Origin of the sequence: Erwinia aphidicola (genome assembly GCF_024169515.1) — a bacterium.
Lineage (GTDB): Bacteria > Pseudomonadota > Gammaproteobacteria > Enterobacterales > Enterobacteriaceae > Erwinia > Erwinia aphidicola.
Genome location: NZ_JAMKCQ010000001.1, coordinates 2,826,477 through 2,843,187 on the forward strand (window position 1 = coordinate 2,826,477; position 16,711 = coordinate 2,843,187).

A 16,711-nucleotide genomic window follows, 5' to 3' on the forward strand; every position below is an offset into this window, starting at 1 on the left:
AATCGTCTGGCATGTAAACATACGTATAGGGCAAAAAAACTACTCATGGCCTTCCAGTATTTTTGCCAGCAGGTTGCGGTAACCCTGCAAAACGGACTCGTCGGCTTCCCTCTCCAGGCGCGCAATCACATTCGCTATGATGGCTTTATTACTGGGCGATTTTCCGGACTGCATCAGTTCCATCATGATCACTTCCAGCAACTCACTCTCTTTTGGCGCATGAAACGATGGGCTGTTGAAGTAGTCAGTGATGGCGCGCCCGGCGCCGTGTAGCTGATGACTCATGGTAAACCTCCGCAAAAGCGCCATCGGTGGCCGCACGGCCACTGACAGGATCAGGTATTTAAGCGATAGACGTTGATCCGGGCCGCCAGAACAGCGGCCCGCCACTTGCCTGAAAAATAAACAGGTGGAGATTTTTAATACTGTAGATGGCGCCGGCGGGAATGCCAGTAACAAACAGAAATATTTTTACTCATGCTGCGACAAACTCAGGCAGGGTGGTAAGTGCCAATCACTTCGAGAATACCGTTGATCATAAACTGCACCCCCATGCACACCAGCAGGAAGCCCATCAGGCGTGAGATAGCTTCGATGCCGCCTTTACCGACCAGGCGCATGATTGCGCCGGAACTGCGCAGGCATCCCCACAGGATCAGGCTAACGGCGATGAAGGTCAGCACCGGGGCCACCGTGATAATCCATGGCGCAAAGGTGGTGCCGCTGTGGATAGTTGAGGCGGTGCTGATGATCATCGCAATGGTGCCGGGGCCTGCCGTGCTCGGCATTGCCAGCGGCACGAAGGCGATATTAACCACCTTACGTTCGCTCATCTCATCCAGCTTGTGGTCCGCTTCCACCGACGTTCCGGCCTGCTGCTGGGGGAATAGCATGCGGAAACCGATAAAGGCGACAATCAGCCCCCCGGCGATGCGTAAGCCGGGAATGGAGATACCAAAGGTATCCATCACCACGTTACCGGCGTAGTACGCCACGGTCATAATGATAAATACGTACAGCGAAGCCTGCGCCGACTGGCGGTTGCGCTCCTGGTAGTTCATATCGCCCGCCAGGCCAAGGAACAGCGCCACGGTGGTTAGCGGGTTAGCCAGCGGCAAAATTACCACTAGCCCAAGGCCTATGGCCTTCATCAGTTCAAACATCAGGTGGGATCCTTTGCACACAAAAGAGGCGAAGCCATCATGCCTTAACCTCATGGGGAAGCGAAGAATAACCAGGTCACCAGCGTAAGATTTACCTTAAGATGGGGAATTGACTCACTTAGCGATAAGACTATTCGTGAGCCTGCAGCGCAGGTTAACAATACGTTAAAATATTTTTTGTTTTAAATTAGAGAGTTAGAATTTTCATGGCTTTTTTATCATGCCGACGCTTGTACTGGGGGCGCGGTTATGAGTAAATGCACCTGTCGGTTTTGATACAGACCCACGTATGCGAGCAATTTTAGTAAAGCAGTCTTCAGTTCAAGCGTTATTTCAAGCTTCTTCCTGACTTCCTTCTGAGTGCCTCATAGTAATCCCTGTTGACGAACCCTGTGCCCACTGTGGCTTACTACAATTTTGAAGGAAAGACCCATGTCCCAGACTGGTTTAGTAAAATGGTTTAACGCTGAGAAAGGTTTCGGCTTCATTTCCCCAACTGACGGCAGCAAAGATGTGTTCGTACACTTCTCTGCAATCCAGGATTCAGGTTTCAAAACCCTGGAAGAAGGCCAGAAAGTTAACTTTACTATCGAAAACGGCCAGAAAGGCCCAGCAGCTGCTAACGTAACTGTTGCCTAAGTCCTCTTTCCGCTCCGGCGGTAACAGAACTTAGTTCGAAGTAAAGAAAACCCGCCCCAGTGGCGGGTTTTTTGCGTTTTGACCCCGCCAATAGAGTCGTTTGCTAACACTATTCTGCTGCTGCCCGCTGGATAAGTGACTGACGCCTGCCGTGAGTGTTGTTACACTTGTGTTTCGCTTCTCGCCACTACAGGTCGTTCACACAGCACGATGGAATCCTGGAAGATTAACCTCATCTCTGTCTGGTTCGGGTGTTTATTTACCGGGCTGGCGATCAGCCAGATTATCCCTTTTCTTCCGCTCTACGTTGAGCAACTTGGCGTCACCGATCCCAGCGCGCTGACGCTGTGGTCCGGCCTGATTTTCAGTATTACCTTCCTCGTTTCTGCCATCGTCTCACCGATGTGGGGCAGCCTTGCCGACCGTAAAGGCCGCAAGCTGATGCTGCTGCGCGCCTCGCTGGGAATGGGTATCGTCATTTTGCTGCAGGCGTTTGTCACCAGTGTCTGGCAGCTGCTGGCGCTGCGAGCGCTGATGGGGTTGACCTCCGGTTACATTCCGAATGCGATGGCGCTGGTGGCGGGGCAGGTGCCGCGTGAGCGCAGCGGCTGGGCGCTCAGCATGGTGACCACGGCACAAATCTGCGGGGTGATAATGGGGCCGCTGATGGGCGGGCTGCTGGCGGACTGGGTGGGTTTACGCGCAGTGTTCCTGATCACCTCCGCACTGCTGCTGGTGAGTTTCCTGATTACGCTGTACCTGATTAAAGAGAACGGCCAGCCGCGGGTGAAAAAAGAGAATAAGCTGAGCGGCAGCATGGTATTTCATACCCTCAGCCGTCCCGGCCTGGTGATCAGCCTGTTTTTCACTACGCTGGTGATCCAGCTGTGTAACGGTTCAGTCAGCCCCATTCTGACGCTGTTCGTGCGCGAGCTGGAGCCCAACGTGCAGAACATTGCCTTTATCAGCGGGGTGGTTGCGGCTATTCCAGGGGTATCTGCGCTGCTCTCCGCGCCAACGCTCGGCAAGCTGGGGGACCGCATTGGCGCGCAGCGCATCCTGTTTGCCGCCCTGATCTTCTCGGTGCTGCTGTTTGTCGCCATGTCCTGGGCGAACAGCGCGGTTGAGCTGGGGATCCTGCGCTTCCTGCTGGGCTTTGCCGATGGTGCCATGATGCCAGCGGTACAGACGCTGCTGCTGCGTTACTCCAGCGACCAGGTGACGGGGCGAATCTTTGGCTATAACCAGTCGTTTATGTACCTTGGTAACGTCGTGGGGCCGCTGATGGGCTCGGGGATCTCGGCGATTGGCGGTTTTCGCTGGGTGTTTGCGGCGACGGCGCTGGTGGTGCTGATTAACAGCGTGCAGCTGATTTGGGTCTATCGGAAATCTGCCCGGCGCAAAATCACGCCGGGCAGTTCGCCTTAGTCCGTGAGTTTAAAACTGACCTGATAGCGATACTGGCGGGCAGACAGCAGGAAGTCCGGGCTGACGCTCGGGCTCCAGGAGTCATCACCGCCGACCCCCATATGGAAACCATCGACAATCAGCCAGCTGCCCGGCTCGTCGCGCAGCCGGTGACGGTGCGAGGTATCGCGCAGCTGCTCCATGCTGTGACGGCTGAGCGAGAAGTGAAACTCCCCGCTGAGATGCCAGTCGCCGTAATCCAGCTGCTGCGTACCGCCGCGCAGGCCGTTTTCGCCCGGGAAAACATACGCGGTACTGAGCTGCTCTAACGGCAGCGTCCAGCGCGAGAACTCGGCGGCGAGCCTGCGGTCGGGATAGTTTTCATGCGGGCCAAGGCCGAGCCAGCTGACGCTCTCCGTCACCGTGGCCAGCTGGCAGCGTAAGCCAATGCGCGCTGGCTGCGGCTGCCCGGCGGCGATATCCACTTCTACCTCCACCTGCATCTCCCCCTGAAGGTTAATGCGGTAGCACTTGCGGCTGAGGAAACAGAGTTCCCCGGCAGCCTGCCAGGCGTGCTGCGTGCGGATCTGCACGCCATCGCTCAGGGCATCGACCTGCATCTGCAGGAGCTGGCTCTCCAGCTGATAGTGCCCGGCGCGTTTCCAGCGCTCTACCCACGCATGAGGATCGATGCGGGTCACTTCGCTGATGCCGATATCGTTATCCAGCGGCGCACGCGCGAACAGATCCTGCAGCGGGAAGAGCAGCATCGGCTGGCCGCCGCGCAGCCACTGTAGCAGCTCCCCGCTCTCCTGGCTGAACTGCCAGCGCTGCTCGCCGTGCGCGACTTCCGTCAGCAGCGCATGCTGTTCAACGCGCGGCACTTCACCCGTGACCGGGAGCGGCGGGAGTGCCAGCGCGGCGGGCAGACGCCAGCCGTCCCATGCGACGCGCTGCCCGGCCGGAGACCAGGCCGTAGCAGCAGGCTGGATAACCTCCACCCGCAGCCACAGTTCACCAGCCAGCGGCGGCAGCTCTGCCAGCGTCAGGGTGGTGCTGCCCTCTGCGGCCAGCTCGAGGGCCACTTCTCCTTCAGCCACCGCGCTGCCCTGATGCTCAATACGCCAGCGCAGCCGCTCGTTGTCGCTGTGACGGAACAGATATTCGCTGCGAATACCCACGCTGAGCGGGGCCGTGCTCTCCAGCGTGAACTGGAAAAACTGCTGGGCGCGCTGCGCTTCATACAGCGCCGGATGCGGCGTGCGATCGGCGAAAACCAGCCCGTTCATGCAGAACTGGCGGTCGTTAGGCGTATCGCCAAAATCACCGCCGTAAGCCTGCCACTGCTGGCCGTCGGCATCGGTGCGCGTCAGGCTCTGGTCCACCCAGTCCCAGACGAAGCCCCCCTGCAGCCGCGGATACTGACGAAACGCCTGCCAGTAGCGGTCGAAACCACCAAAGCTGTTGCCCATCGCATGGGCGTATTCGCACAGGATCAGCGGGCGCGTCTCTTGCGGCAGGCCGATCCATTTCTTAATCGACCATTTGGGGACGGCTTCAAACGGCTGATCCTGATCGACGCGCGCGTACATCGGGCAGAGGATATCGGTCGCCGCCGTGTCGGCTCCGCCGCCTTCATACTGCACCGGGCGGCTGGGATCGTGACTTTTGATCCAGCGATAGAGCGCGTCGTGCGTGCTGCCGTGGCCCGATTCATTGCCCAGCGACCAGATGATAATGCAGGGGTGATTGCGGTCGCGCTGCACCATGCGCGTGACGCGTTCGCTGAAGGCGTTAAACCAGCTGGGATCGTCCGACAGCCGGTTCATCGGCTGCATGCCGTGCGTTTCGATATTGGCCTCATCCACCACGTAAAGGCCGTAGCGATCGCACAGGCGATACCACAGCGGGTGGTTGGGGTAGTGAGAGCAGCGCACCGCGTTGAAGTTGTGCTGCTTCATCAGCAGGATATCCTTAACCATGGTGGCCTCATCCATCACCTGGCCATTTAGCGGATGATGTTCATGGCGGTTGGTGCCGCGGATCAGCAGCGGCTTGCCGTTGAGCTTCAGCAGCCCGCCGCTGACTTCCACCTTGCGGAAGCCCACATCGTAAGCTTCGGCTTCCAGCAGCGCACCGCTGGCATCCAGCAGGGCCACCACCGCGCGGTAAAGATGCGGAGTTTCAGCGCTCCACAGCAGCGGCTGTTCTACCTGCAGCGACAGCCGGGTGCGATCGAGGTAGCGCCCGCGTTCATCAATCACCGCGCTGCCAAACGCCTGCTGCTGCTGCGCAATCAGCTGCTCGCCGCGCCACAGCGTCACCTGGACCTGACAGGCACTGGCGTCATTCAGCGAAGCGACCGCCAGCACCTGCAGCTGCGCGGATCGCTGCTCAGCGCTTAGCGGCGTATCGATCTGTACGCCGCTGAGCTGTACAACGGGCTTATGCAGCAGGCTAACGTCGCGGAAAATCCCGCTCATGCGCCACATATCCTGATCTTCCAGGTAGCTGCCGTCGCACCAGCGCAGTACCAGCACCGCAAGGCGGTTTTCCCCGGCGTGCAGCGCCCGGCTGAGGTCAAACTCGGCGGGCAGGCGGCTGTCCTGCGAATAACCGATAAACTCACCGTTGCACCACAGGTAGAAAGCAGAGTTGACGCCGTCAAAGATGATGCGCGTCTGGCCGCCGCTGAGCCACTCAGCAGAGCACTCAAAGGTGGTGGAGTAGCAGCCGGTCGGGTTGTCGCGGGGCACAAAAGGCGGATTGACCGCAATCGGATACTGCACATTGGTGTAGATCGGGGCGTCATAGCCTGAGAGCTGCCAGTTGGAGGGAACCTGCTGGCGGTCGGCCGACGGCAGATCGCCGAGCGTCCACTCATCCGGTACCGCCTCAGGGCAGGCAAAATAGCTAAAACACCACTCGCCATTTAGCGACTGCAGCGACGGGCTAACCTCCTCGTCACGCGCCGACTCCACGCTGCGCCAGCTGGCAAAAGGCGGATGGGCGGGCAGGCGGTGCAGCTGAGTCACTGCCGGATTTTCCCAATGGCGCTGCGAAAGCAGCTGTTGCAGAGAGAGCGGGGCGCATTCTGTCATGGCGTTAACCTCTAAAATGTTATGCGCTCACATTGAGGGCGCATGACGATTTTGTAAAGATAAAAGGCGGGGCGATGCGAGAGCGATCGCAAGATTTATCACTGAAGAAAATCCGTTAATGTTGCCACTGATGCAGGGTTGCGGCAGGAAAACCACAGCAAAACGTTAAGTGTAGAAACGCCCTGTTAATAGCGCGTGTAAGCAGAGAATTCTGCATTGTGGCGGGCCTGAGCGGCGCTTACTATCAGCGCAAAGGGTCCTTAACGTCGTATTGAGGTTTGATGATGGTGAGTATTATTAGAGCAGTGAGTATTGTGGCGCTGGTGGCGGCACTGAGTGGATGTCTGTTCCCGCCTCCGGGCGGCGGTGGCGGTGGTGGTGGCTGGGGCGGACCTGGCGGCGGCGGCGGACCTCATGGTGGTTTCAGCGGCCCGCGCGGCTAACTTTATCGGGGGCCTGTTTTGGCCCCCGTTTTTTTAGGGCCAGCAGCCGAAAAATAACGCGTCACAATGAGCGAAACGTTTCGCCATTATTTAACAACTTTCCTCCCTTTGATCTGCGCTTAAGTCGCGAAAAAATAACGCGAATACAGGTTTTCTTTTTTCAAATCTGGTGATACCGTCTTGCTTTAACTTGCTGAGACAGTCGCATGAAAAACCTCATTGCAGAATTGCTGGTCAGACTGGCGCAAAAAGAGCAGGAATCGAAAGAACTGGTCGCTCAGGTCGAAGCGCTTGAGATTGTCGTCACTGCACTGTTACGCAAAATGGACGGCGGCCAGCTTCAGCAGATCAATGACAGCATCTCCGAAGCGATGCAGACCGCGTCCGTCACGGTCGAACCTGAGCTTTCTGAAGATATGTCACTGCTGGAAAATTACATTCAGCGCCTGCTTAACCACCCCCGCCAGTAATCTTCTTTATGCACGCGGTGCTCACAGGTCTGTGGCAGCGGGCAACGGGCGAGAAATAAAGCCTTCGTCTTATTCATTTCCCTTAAAATTTACGCAAAAATCCCTCGCCGAAAACAAAACTCATGCCACACTTTATTGTGTCGATATAACAATAATGGGATGGGATACGCATGAAAGTTCAATTAATGCTGGCGGCGGCTCTGCTGTCACTGACGGCGGCAGGCTATGCCAGCGCGGCCGAAAAAACCGCACAACAGCAAAAAATGACGGTGTGTAATCAGCAGGCGGGTGAAAAATCCCTGAAAGGGGATGAGCGTAAAACCTTTATGAGCGGCTGCCTGAAGAAGGACAGCAAAATGGATGGCATGACGCCGCAACAGATGAAGATGAAAACCTGTAATGCCCAGGCCGGCGAAAAAATGTTGAAGGGTGACGAGCGTAAAACCTTTATGAGCAGCTGCCTGAAAAAAAGTTAACTTATGCGGGCGAGCGAACGGTCGCCCGATTTTCTCCCGCGCTTTAACTAAACTAATCCTAAACCGCAGCGGGTTAAGCACGCTTATTGCTGCTTTCGGCACGCTGAGTTAAGAAAAATCCCATTTTTGCACTAAAATATTCGGATCTTTTTTTCGACACCCTCATGAGTCAGTCAGACTGTCTTGGATCGTGTCGCGTGCAACCTAAGGATTCGTTGTATGGTGGCTTTAATCATTATCGGCATCTTTATTATTAGCGTGATTTACGCCCACTCGCGCGGAGTGGTTAAACAAAAGCTGTCGCGCCAACTATTTGACCACTCTACTTTTATGGCACCGGTAAATATGTTTATGACCGGCCTGTCCTCACTGCCGGCGAAACAACCCTATTTCGATAGCGCTGAATTTCCCGAATTACAGAAAATTACCGATAACTGGCAGGTTATTCGCGAAGAAGCGGTGCGCCTTCAGGACCATATTAAAGCTGCGCAGTCGCATAATGATGCCGGTTTTAACACCTTTTTTAAGCGCGGCTGGAAGCGTTTTTATCTGAAATGGTATGGCGATGCTCACCCCTCGGCACGCGAGCTGTGCCCGGTGACCAGTGAGCTGCTGAGTCAGATCCCGTCGGTCAAAGCGGCCATGTTTGCCGAGCTGCCTGCCGGAAGCCATCTGGGTAAACATCGCGATCCCTATGCCGGATCGGTGCGTTACCACCTGGGGCTACAGACACCGAATGACGATCGCTGCTTTATTGATGTGGACGGTCAGGTACACAGCTGGCGCGATGGTGAAGCGGTGATCTTCGATGAAACCTATGTCCACTGGGCACAAAATGCCAGCGAGCAGACGCGTATCATCCTGTTCTGCGATATTGAACGGCCGATGAAGTGGCGCTGGGCGCAGGCGGTGAACCACTGGGTTGGCACGGCGCTGATGTCGGCGGCGGCCTCTCCCAATGATGATAACGACCGCGTGGGTGGCATTAACCGCATCTTTAAGTACGTTAACGCGGTGCGTGATGCCGGGCAGAACCTGAAAAAGCGCAACCGCGCGCTCTATTATGGGATCAAGCGCACGCTGATCGTGCTGATTTTTGCGCTGATTATCATTCCGAGCGTTCTGATGTAGGCGCATCGACATATTTGGTTAAACATTTAAAAAAGGCGGCTAACCAGTGAGTTAGCCGCTTTTTTTTATACCTTAACGTTCGAACAGTTGCCAACCAGCCCCTGCCTGCCAGACTTAAGATATTGATACATTTTGTGTGGATATAGCAAAAGGAGAGCTGGGTGAGTTATCAAAACGTTCTGGTATTAAAAGATCTGGCAGAGAATAAACCGCTGAAAGCGCCGGTTGGCGACACCGACATTTTGCTGATTCGCCAGGGCGATGAGGTCAAAGCGTATCAGAGCGAGTGCCCCCACTCCGGCGCCCCGCTCGAGGAGGGTGCGGTCTATCAGGGCACCCTGACCTGCCCGTGGCACAAAGCCACTTTCTCCCTGCTTGACGGTGCGCTGTGTGAACCGCTGGCGCTCAGCGATCTGAAACGCTATCCGGTGCGGGTGGAGAACGGCATGATCCAGGTGGATCCGCAACCGATGCCGCCGCTCGCCACTTTCAGCGCGGGTGACAGCAAGCCGGTCTTTGTGATTCTGGGGACGGGCGCGGCGGGCAGTGCCGCCGCCTGGACGCTGCGCCGTGAAGGGTTTGATGGGCGCCTGGTACTGGTGGACCGCGAATCAGAGGCGCCCTATGACCGCACCGCGCTGACCAAATTTGTGCCGTCCGGAAAAATGAAAATCAGCGAAGTTCCTGCGATGCTCGATGACGACTTTTTCCAGTATGCAGAAAGGTTGCAGGGTAATGTCGAACAGCTCGACAGCCGCCAGCAGCTGCTGCGCTTTGCAGATGGCAGCACGCTGCAGTATGACAAACTGCTATTGGCCAGCGGTGGTCTTCCTCAGCGCCCCGACATTCCCGGTAACGCGCTGGCAGGGGTTCACGTTCTGCGCAGCATTGAACAGTGCGCCGCGGTGATGAAGGCCGTGGAGCAGCAGCGTAAGCTGGTGATTATTGGCAACAGCTTTATCGGCATGGAGCTGGCGTCCGCACTGCGCGCCCAGGATATCGCGGTGCAGATCGTCGCCCCGCAGCCGCTGCCGTTCAAAGCCCAGTTTGGCGAGCAGCTGGCACGCTTTTTCCGCGATCTGCATCAGCAGAACGGCGTGGAGTTTATCACTGACGAAGTGGCTGAGCTGACCGCCGAGAACGGACACGTCAGCGGCGTGCGGCTGAAAAGCGGCCAGCAGATTGCCAGCAGCGTGGTGGTGCTGGCGACCGGCGTTACGCCGGGCTGCGGTTTTATCCACGATATCGCTCTGCAGGACGATGGCAGTCTGGCAACCGATGAAGCGCTTCAGGCCGCTAAAAATGTCTGGGCGGCAGGTGATATCGCCAGCTATCCGGCGGAGGAGGGCCTACAGCGCATTGAGCACTGGCGCGTGGCGCAGCAGCAGGGAAGGATTGCTGCCAAAAATATGCTGGGTGCCGGCGAGGCGTTCGACCGCGTCCCGTTCTTCTGGACGGCCCAGTTTGGCACGCGCTACGAATATCTTGGTCACGCGGAAAAATGGGATGAAGAGCGGCTGATCGGCTCGTTAAGCGATAAAACGTTCGTCATGCTTTACGGGCAGAAAGGCAAGCTGGCGGCGGTGGCCTCCTGCGGGTGCTATACCTTTACCGCCGAACTGGTGCAGCGAATGCAGCAGCCGATGACGCTGGACGCGGCGGAGCAGCTCAGCCGGGCGCATCTCTCAGCCTGAACAGCGCAGCCAGCGGGTAACCCCGCTGGCTGCGTTTTTTTACTGCTTGCTCATCTGCTCGGATTTCGCCATGCACTGCTGCATCGCTTCCATCACCGCCGAGCGGAAGCCTTTCTGCTCCAGCACTCTTACTGCTTCAATGGTGGTGCCGCCCGGTGAGCACACCATATCTTTCAGTTCGCCCGGATGCTTGCCGGTCTCCAGCACCATTTCCGCTGCGCCTTTCACCGCCTGTGCGGCAAACTGGTAAGCCTGAGCGCGCGGCATCCCGCCCAGCACGGCCGCATCGGCCATCGCCTCAATAAACATAAATACATAGGCCGGGGCAGAACCGCTGACGCCGACCACCGCGTGGATCAGGTACTCCGGCACCAGCGCCGCTTTACCAAAGCCGCTAAAAATCTCCACTACCGCATCGGCCTCTTCTTTGGTCACCAGTACATTGGGGGTGACCGAGGTCATGCCCTCGTTGACCAGCGCGGGGGTGTTCGGCATAACGCGCACGATTTTACGGTCGTGGCCAAGCACCGAGGCCAGCGAGTCCAGCGTCACGCCCGCGGCAATCGAAACCACCAGCGTCTCTTTATTCAGGCTGCCCGCAATATCTTTCATCACCGACAGGATCGCATTAGGTTTTACCGCGCCGAACAGAATATCGGCCTGCCCGGCCACTTCGGCTGCGCTCTCTGCCGGGGTGATGCCATACTGTTTCTGCATCGCCAGGTTGGTTTCGGGCTTGTGGTCAAATACCCAGATATTCTCCGCTCTGACCTGCCCGGCGGCGACCAGGCCGGCTATAATCGCCTTCGACATATTACCGCAGCCAATGAAGCCAATTTTCTTGTCCATGAGATTCTCCCTGCTAATTCTGTTTACGAAGTTGGCGTGATGCCATCCCCACACCTTAACTGGATCAGATTAAGTTTGCCATTCGGCAAAAGAATGGGAAGATCGCGCTATTCCCGACTCAATATTATAAGGAAATGGCGATGCCAATCTGGGTGGATGCCGATGCGTGCCCGAAAGTGATCAAAGAAGTGCTGTACCGTGCAGCCGAGCGTGAGCAGATGATGGTGACGCTGGTGGCGAATCAGGGGCTGAGCGTGCCGCCATCGCGCTTTGTGCGCACGCTGCGCGTTCCGGCGGGCTTTGACGTGGCCGACAACGAAATTGTGCGCCGTGCGGAAGCGGGCGATCTGGTGATCACCGCCGATATTCCGCTGGCGGCCGAAGTGATGGAGAAGGGCGCGATTGCGCTGAATCCGCGCGGTGAACGCTACAGCGAAGCCACCATTCGCGAGCGGCTAACCATGCGTGACTTTATGGATACCATGCGTGCCAGCGGGGTGCAGACCGGTGGGCCGCCGGCGCTCAACCAGCGCGATCGTCAGCAGTTTGCCAATGAACTGGATAAATGGTTACAACAGCAGCGTAAGTAGTGGCGAGACCCTCTCCCGCCGGGCGGGAGAGGGTATTAGCGGTCAGACAAAGTTGTCGTCATCAAAATCATCGCCAAACGCATCATTGCTGAAGTCGTTATCGCTGGCGTAATCCTGCTGCAGGCCGTTATCCTGGCTGAGGAAGGACTGATTATCCCCGCCGTTAAAGGTATCGAGATTATTATCAAACTGCGGGTCCGGCATCGCCGGTTCGTTAATGATATTTACAATCTCTTCCGGCTGCGAGTGGTGGAACATGCTGGTCAGCATATCCGCCATCACTACGCCGCCGGCAACGCCGACCGCCGTTTGCAGGGCGCCGCCAAGGAAACCACGCCCGGCAGCAGGGGCCGCGGGCGCCTGGGCATAGGCGGGCTGCTGCTGTGGCTGGGCGGGCGCATTTCCCCACGCTGATTGCGCAGGCTGCTGGACCGGCTGCGGCTGCGAACGGCTGCCGCCGCCAAACAGCCCGGAGAGGAAACCGCCGCTGTTCTGCTGGGGCTGCTGGGCCTGTGCCAGCTTCGCTTCCAGCTCACTCACCCGGCTGTTAAGCTGCTTCATTGCCGCTTCCTGGATCAGGATGGCCTGCGCCATGTAGTAGGGCGCGCCGGGTTGCGCTTGCACCTGCTGCTGGATCAGTTTTTCCGCCGCGGCGTCGCGCGGGCCGGACTGTGACTCTGCCTGTTTTAAGCGGGTAAACAGGCTTTCGATCAGTTGTTGTTCTTCGCTCTGCATGGGGTTCCTCCGAAAACGGGCGATAGGTTAATTCTGACTATCCGCCGGTGAAAGTAAATGCTATCGGAGTAAGGAAATGTTGCACCCCCTTACGCGGCTTATTTATTGTGTAAAGTAAATGATACAACTGTAATTTTCTTTTCAAAACATCGTGTTATTGAGGTTTTCCTCCCTGCTTGCTGTACAGAAAACGTTACTGCTGGTCCCGGTGAATAATGTCCGGTATCATGCGTCAACGTTTTTCAATGTTTGCCCCTCGGTGCGCGATGACCCGCGTAGGAATCGTTAAGGAAGTGCCTGTTATGTCATTACCCATTTATCTGATCGGCGCACGTGGCTGCGGTAAAACCACCGTGGGTCAGGCTCTTGCTCTGGCATTAGGGTACGCTTTCTGCGACACCGACCATTACCTCCAGCTCTCCAGCGGCCAGAGCGTATCGGACATTGTCAGCGCCGAAGGGTGGGAAGGATTTCGCCGTCGTGAAACCCTCGCTGTGAAATCCGTTACGCAGCCGGGGACGGTGATTGCCACCGGCGGGGGGATGGTGCTGGCCGAAGAGAATCGCCAGTTCATGCGCGAGCAGGGGCAGGTGGTCTATCTTAATGCGGATGCAGCGGTGCTGGCGGCGCGGCTGGAAGCCTACCCGGAAGCCGAACAGCGCCCGACGCTGACCGGGCGCCCGATTGCCGAAGAGATGGTCGAAGTGCTGGCGGCGCGTGATGCGCTTTATCAGCAGGCGGCGCACCATATTATCGATGCGATGCAGTCGCCAGAAGCGGTTGTCAGCCAGATCGTCAGCGCACTCTCCCTCGCTCGCGCCAGTTAACTTCGCCTTTTTCTCCCCCTCCTGCGCGATAAAGCGCTGTGCTTGTCTATACTTTGACAGTGGCCGGTTTGCTGGCCACGCCGTGAAAGGGATCTCTTTCGCGTGCTTTTTCTGACAGCCAAGAGGGGATGAGTATGCCAGGAAGACCGCCATATCCACGCGAAGCACATATTGTAGAGGTTGAAAAGGGCGCACCCGGCAAATCCGTTGTCTGGTATGAGCTGCGTTCTGACCATCCGAAACCTGACTCGCTGATCAGCGAGCATGAGAGTCATCAGGAGGCGCTGGATGCTAAAGAGCGCTATGAGGATGCTGAAAAAGAGTAATCCTCACTCCGCCCTGGCAGGGACGCCAGCGGCTGGCACATTATCACCTGGCGTTATTAATTATTTCTTTACCCGCACTTCCGCTAATTTTTCTCAATATGCATCGCAGCATATTTCGCTGGTCACGCCCGGGATCCCGCCATATATTTTTATTTTTTAATCTGCATCAGGGATAATAAATTCTCATCGCCCCGCGGCACCTGATTATCCTTTTCCCTCCCCTTAAAGCCGAATGAAATTAATCCTTGACCGCCAGGCGTGCGCGCCGTAGGTTAATTTTATCACAAACAGGAACAGCAGTTCCTAATAGTGGAACTACCCGATGAGCACGCTTGAAAATGCTTCCGCCGTACTCAAACTGTTTAACCGCAGCGGCCTGACTCAGGGCCAGCCAGGGTTGACGTTTACTGATGTGGTTGAGGCATTAGGGTTGCCAAAAAGTACCGTTTCGCGCCTGTTGTCGACGATGGAAAACGAAGGGCTGCTGGAGCGCGATGCGGAAACCCGCTGTTTCCATGTCGGGCGCATGCTGCTGTCGCTGGCCAGCCATTATCTCTCCACGCCGCTGGTCGATGGTGCCTCATCCATGATGGCGCGGCTGGCCGCAGAGTCCAGCTGTACCGGCTATATCTCGGTGCTGGAAGGGCGCGAGATTATGGTGATGCGTATGTTCCAGGGGCGGATGTTTATTCAGGTAGTGACCCCGCCGGGCAGCCGGTTACCGGCTGCGGAAACCTCGGTCGGCCGCGCCATTCTGGCACGCTACAGCGATGACTTCGTGCGTAAGCTCTATGCCGGAGCCTGGCAGGTGAGTTCCCCTAATTCGCCGCAAACGCTGGAGCAGCTGCTGGCCGAACTGGCGCGCATTCGTGAACAGGGTTATGCGCTGGCACGCAATGAGACCCTGCAGGGCATCAGCTCGCTTGCCACCACGATTACTAACAAACATCGGGGAGAAACCGTGGCGCTGTGCCTGTCGTTCCCTTCACAAAATCAGGAGCCGCCATACTCCTCCGCCACGCTGGATGCGCTGCAGATGGTCACGCGTCAGCTGGCAGGGAATTATGGCGACCTCGCCAATACGATGGTTATTTCCGCCACCGTGTAATACTCACCTGATATCTCCTTATGGATATCAAGTACGCCTCACCAGGGCATTAGCAGTACCGTCAATAATACAACATTCTAATAAGGTCCTCAGAGACCAGTGATAATAAGCAAAATATCCCCCCGCAGTATCGGGGGACTATTTTGCCACGGGCAAAAAACATCATTCCATCACCATCGGACAGGGTCTTTACCGGGGAAAATATGCGGCAGGATAATCCTTTAAAGGATGCTGGCACCATTGTGGTGCTGCTTCTACTTTCAGTGCTCGGCGCCATTATTGGCGTGCAGCTGTTAACCACGCTGGGCGTGACGCCTAACACCTCTATTATCGGCGCCCTGCTGGCGATGCTGCTGGCACGTATTCCACTCAAAGCCTTCCAGCGCTATCGATCGATTCATACCCAAAACCTTGCGCAGACGGCGATCTCTTCTGCCACCTTCGGCGCCGCGAATAGCCTGCTGATGCCGATTGCCGTGCCGTGGGTTATGGGGCAGCCACAGCTTATCCTGCCGATGTTTGTCGGCGTGAGTGCGGCGATGCTGCTGGATGCTTACCTGCTGTATCGCCTGTTTGATACCCGCGTTTTCCCGGCCAGCAATGCATGGCCACCGGGCGTGGCGGCGGCGGAAGCGATTAAAGCGGGCGATAAAGGCGGCAGCCACGCCTGGCTGCTGCTGGTCGGCGTGCTCGGCGGCATCGTCGGCTCAGTGCTGAAAATCCCGATGGCGGCCTTTGGTACCGCGTTTATCGGCAATATCTGGGCGCTGAGCATGTTTGGCATCGGCTTACTGTTACGCGCCTACGCCCAGCCGATTGCCGGGATTGATATCAACGCTAACTATATTCCGCACGGCGTGATGGTCGGTGCCGGGCTGGTGGCGCTGATTCAGGTGGTACAGGTGATCCGCAGCAAAAAGAGCGACACCACGGTTTACTCCAGCCCGGATACAGAGGTGCGCAAAGCGCTGGGACTGGGAACGGTGGGCTACCTGGCGATTGCTGCCCTGCTGGCGCTGAGCGCCGGGCTGTGGGCGCAGATGTCACTGCCGATGCTGCTCGCCTTCATCATCTATGCCGCCTTTGCGGCCTTTGTTCACGAGCTGCTGGTGGGCATTGCGGCGATGCATTCCGGCTGGTTCCCGGCTTTTGCCGTGGCCCTGATCACCCTGATCATCGGTATCCTGATCGGCTTCCCGCCGCTGGCGCTCTGCGTGCTTACCGGCTTCACCGCCGCCACCGGACCGGCGTTTGCTGATATGGGTTATGACCTGAAAGCCGGCTTTGTGCTGCGCGGGCAGGGTCGCGATCTGCAGCAGGAGCTGTGGGGCCGGCGCATACAGCTGTTTGCCGCGCTGATCGCCTTTGTCGTCTCGATCCCCGTGGTGTGGTTCGCCCATGCCAGCTTCTTTAGTCAGGATCTGATCCCGCCGGTGGCGCGGGTGTATGCCAAAACCATTCAGGCCGGAGCGGAACCGGGTATCGCGCATAACTTACTGATCTGGGCGATCCCTGGCGCAGTGATCCAGCTGATCGGCGGGCCGAAGCGTCAGCTCGGCGTTCTGCTGGCGACCGGCCTGCTGATCTTCAACGCAATGGCCGGCTGGGCTGTGGTCACGGGTATCGTGCTGCGCCTGATCATTACCCGTATCTGGGGCGATCGCGGGCGTACGCCGATGGAAGTGATTTATTGCCGGTGATGCGCTTTACAGCTTTTTTAACTCCCTTTTCAGCAGCGGCACCAAACGATAA

The 16,711-nt window shown here is 57.3% G+C and carries 16 protein-coding genes and 1 pseudogene; 12 read left to right on the top strand and 5 right to left on the bottom strand.

Annotated features, from left to right (window positions below; translation table 11 throughout):
* Positions 1-39: 39 nt before the first annotated feature.
* Positions 40-285, bottom strand: a complete 246-nt coding sequence (locus J2Y91_RS13140) for a biofilm development regulator YmgB/AriR family protein (protein ID WP_048917011.1) — start codon at positions 283-285, stop codon at positions 40-42.
* A gap of 206 nt (positions 286-491) precedes the next feature.
* Complete coding sequence (locus J2Y91_RS13145; protein ID WP_048917010.1) at positions 492-1,163, bottom strand: MarC family NAAT transporter; 672 nt, start codon at positions 1,161-1,163, stop codon at positions 492-494.
* 432 nt (positions 1,164-1,595) lie between these two features.
* Between J2Y91_RS13145 and cspE the strand changes: the two genes are divergently transcribed.
* Both cspE and J2Y91_RS13155 read left to right on the top strand, forming a co-directional pair.
* Positions 1,596-1,802 (top strand): transcription antiterminator/RNA stability regulator CspE, encoded by a 207-nt coding sequence (gene cspE / locus J2Y91_RS13150; protein ID WP_048917009.1) that lies wholly within the window; start codon positions 1,596-1,598, stop codon positions 1,800-1,802.
* Between the two features lie 210 nt (positions 1,803-2,012).
* Positions 2,013-3,230, top strand: coding sequence for a multidrug efflux MFS transporter (locus J2Y91_RS13155; RefSeq protein WP_253538504.1), 1,218 nt, complete (start codon positions 2,013-2,015; stop codon positions 3,228-3,230).
* On the opposite strand, the gene J2Y91_RS13160 is transcribed toward J2Y91_RS13155, so the two are convergent.
* Complete coding sequence (locus J2Y91_RS13160) at positions 3,227-6,310, bottom strand: beta-galactosidase (protein WP_253538507.1); 3,084 nt, start codon at positions 6,308-6,310, stop codon at positions 3,227-3,229. The two genes, J2Y91_RS13155 and J2Y91_RS13160, sit on opposite strands and share 4 nt — an antisense overlap.
* A 281-nt stretch (positions 6,311-6,591) precedes the next feature.
* Between J2Y91_RS13160 and J2Y91_RS13165 the strand changes: the two genes are divergently transcribed.
* The 5 genes from J2Y91_RS13165 (at position 6,592) to J2Y91_RS13185 (ending at position 10,524) form a co-directional block, all read left to right on the top strand.
* On the top strand, positions 6,592-6,753 hold the full coding sequence (locus tag J2Y91_RS13165; protein WP_187498556.1) for a hypothetical protein: 162 nt from the start codon (positions 6,592-6,594) through the stop codon (positions 6,751-6,753).
* Positions 6,754-6,959: 206 nt separating this feature from the next.
* Positions 6,960-7,223 (top strand): anti-adapter protein IraP, encoded by a 264-nt coding sequence (iraP, locus tag J2Y91_RS13170; RefSeq protein WP_099753604.1) that lies wholly within the window; start codon positions 6,960-6,962, stop codon positions 7,221-7,223.
* Between the two features lie 170 nt (positions 7,224-7,393).
* Positions 7,394-7,699, top strand: a complete 306-nt coding sequence (locus J2Y91_RS13175) for a PsiF family protein (protein ID WP_133624328.1) — start codon at positions 7,394-7,396, stop codon at positions 7,697-7,699.
* Between the two features lie 219 nt (positions 7,700-7,918).
* Entirely contained in the window at positions 7,919-8,830 is a 912-nt protein-coding gene (gene lpxO, locus J2Y91_RS13180) for a lipid A hydroxylase LpxO (RefSeq protein ID WP_253538511.1), read from the top strand.
* A gap of 161 nt (positions 8,831-8,991) precedes the next feature.
* Positions 8,992-10,524: an FAD-dependent oxidoreductase gene (locus J2Y91_RS13185; protein ID WP_253538516.1), complete on the top strand. Its 1,533-nt coding sequence runs from the start codon at positions 8,992-8,994 to the stop codon at positions 10,522-10,524.
* Between the two features lie 39 nt (positions 10,525-10,563).
* On the opposite strand, the gene proC is transcribed toward J2Y91_RS13185, so the two are convergent.
* On the bottom strand, positions 10,564-11,373 hold the full coding sequence (proC, locus tag J2Y91_RS13190; protein WP_048917003.1) for a pyrroline-5-carboxylate reductase: 810 nt from the start codon (positions 11,371-11,373) through the stop codon (positions 10,564-10,566).
* 140 nt (positions 11,374-11,513) lie between these two features.
* On the opposite strand from proC, the gene J2Y91_RS13195 reads away from it, so the two are divergent.
* Complete coding sequence (locus tag J2Y91_RS13195; RefSeq protein WP_048917002.1) at positions 11,514-11,963, top strand: YaiI/YqxD family protein; 450 nt, start codon at positions 11,514-11,516, stop codon at positions 11,961-11,963.
* A gap of 42 nt (positions 11,964-12,005) precedes the next feature.
* On the opposite strand, the gene J2Y91_RS13200 is transcribed toward J2Y91_RS13195, so the two are convergent.
* Entirely contained in the window at positions 12,006-12,698 is a 693-nt protein-coding gene (locus J2Y91_RS13200; protein WP_133624326.1) for a DUF2076 domain-containing protein, read from the bottom strand.
* Positions 12,699-13,000: 302 nt separating this feature from the next.
* Here J2Y91_RS13200 and aroL point away from each other — a divergent pair, with 302 nt between their 5' ends.
* From aroL to J2Y91_RS13220, 4 genes and pseudogenes are all read left to right on the top strand, one after another.
* The gene (gene aroL, locus J2Y91_RS13205; RefSeq protein WP_133624325.1) at positions 13,001-13,525 is read left to right on the top strand and encodes a shikimate kinase AroL; all 525 of its coding nucleotides are present in this window, start codon (positions 13,001-13,003) and stop codon (positions 13,523-13,525) included.
* 134 nt (positions 13,526-13,659) lie between these two features.
* Positions 13,660-13,851, top strand: a complete 192-nt coding sequence (locus J2Y91_RS13210; protein ID WP_048916999.1) for a YaiA family protein — start codon at positions 13,660-13,662, stop codon at positions 13,849-13,851.
* A gap of 322 nt (positions 13,852-14,173) precedes the next feature.
* Positions 14,174-14,959 (top strand): IclR family transcriptional regulator, encoded by a 786-nt coding sequence (locus J2Y91_RS13215; RefSeq protein WP_253538519.1) that lies wholly within the window; start codon positions 14,174-14,176, stop codon positions 14,957-14,959.
* Between the two features lie 203 nt (positions 14,960-15,162).
* Positions 15,163-16,711, top strand: a pseudogene (locus J2Y91_RS13220) (OPT/YSL family transporter).

What these genes read in the sequence shown, in the direction of transcription:
- J2Y91_RS13210 (WP_048916999.1), top strand. Translation starts at nt 13,660, where the DNA reads ATGCCAGGAAGACCGCCATATCCACGCGAAGCACATATTGTAGAGGTT.
- J2Y91_RS13200 (WP_133624326.1), bottom strand. Translation starts at nt 12,698, where the DNA reads ATGCAGAGCGAAGAACAACAACTGATCGAAAGCCTGTTTACCCGCTTA.
- J2Y91_RS13215 (WP_253538519.1), top strand. Translation starts at nt 14,174, where the DNA reads ATGAGCACGCTTGAAAATGCTTCCGCCGTACTCAAACTGTTTAACCGC.
- cspE (WP_048917009.1), top strand. Translation starts at nt 1,596, where the DNA reads ATGTCCCAGACTGGTTTAGTAAAATGGTTTAACGCTGAGAAAGGTTTC.
- proC (WP_048917003.1), bottom strand. Translation starts at nt 11,373, where the DNA reads ATGGACAAGAAAATTGGCTTCATTGGCTGCGGTAATATGTCGAAGGCG.
- J2Y91_RS13175 (WP_133624328.1), top strand. Translation starts at nt 7,394, where the DNA reads ATGAAAGTTCAATTAATGCTGGCGGCGGCTCTGCTGTCACTGACGGCG.
- J2Y91_RS13140 (WP_048917011.1), bottom strand. Translation starts at nt 285, where the DNA reads ATGAGTCATCAGCTACACGGCGCCGGGCGCGCCATCACTGACTACTTC.
- J2Y91_RS13155 (WP_253538504.1), top strand. Translation starts at nt 2,013, where the DNA reads ATGGAATCCTGGAAGATTAACCTCATCTCTGTCTGGTTCGGGTGTTTA.
- J2Y91_RS13195 (WP_048917002.1), top strand. Translation starts at nt 11,514, where the DNA reads ATGCCAATCTGGGTGGATGCCGATGCGTGCCCGAAAGTGATCAAAGAA.
- aroL (WP_133624325.1), top strand. Translation starts at nt 13,001, where the DNA reads ATGTCATTACCCATTTATCTGATCGGCGCACGTGGCTGCGGTAAAACC.
- J2Y91_RS13145 (WP_048917010.1), bottom strand. Translation starts at nt 1,163, where the DNA reads ATGTTTGAACTGATGAAGGCCATAGGCCTTGGGCTAGTGGTAATTTTG.
- J2Y91_RS13160 (WP_253538507.1), bottom strand. Translation starts at nt 6,310, where the DNA reads ATGACAGAATGCGCCCCGCTCTCTCTGCAACAGCTGCTTTCGCAGCGC.
- iraP (WP_099753604.1), top strand. Translation starts at nt 6,960, where the DNA reads ATGAAAAACCTCATTGCAGAATTGCTGGTCAGACTGGCGCAAAAAGAG.
- J2Y91_RS13165 (WP_187498556.1), top strand. Translation starts at nt 6,592, where the DNA reads ATGATGGTGAGTATTATTAGAGCAGTGAGTATTGTGGCGCTGGTGGCG.
- lpxO (WP_253538511.1), top strand. Translation starts at nt 7,919, where the DNA reads ATGGTGGCTTTAATCATTATCGGCATCTTTATTATTAGCGTGATTTAC.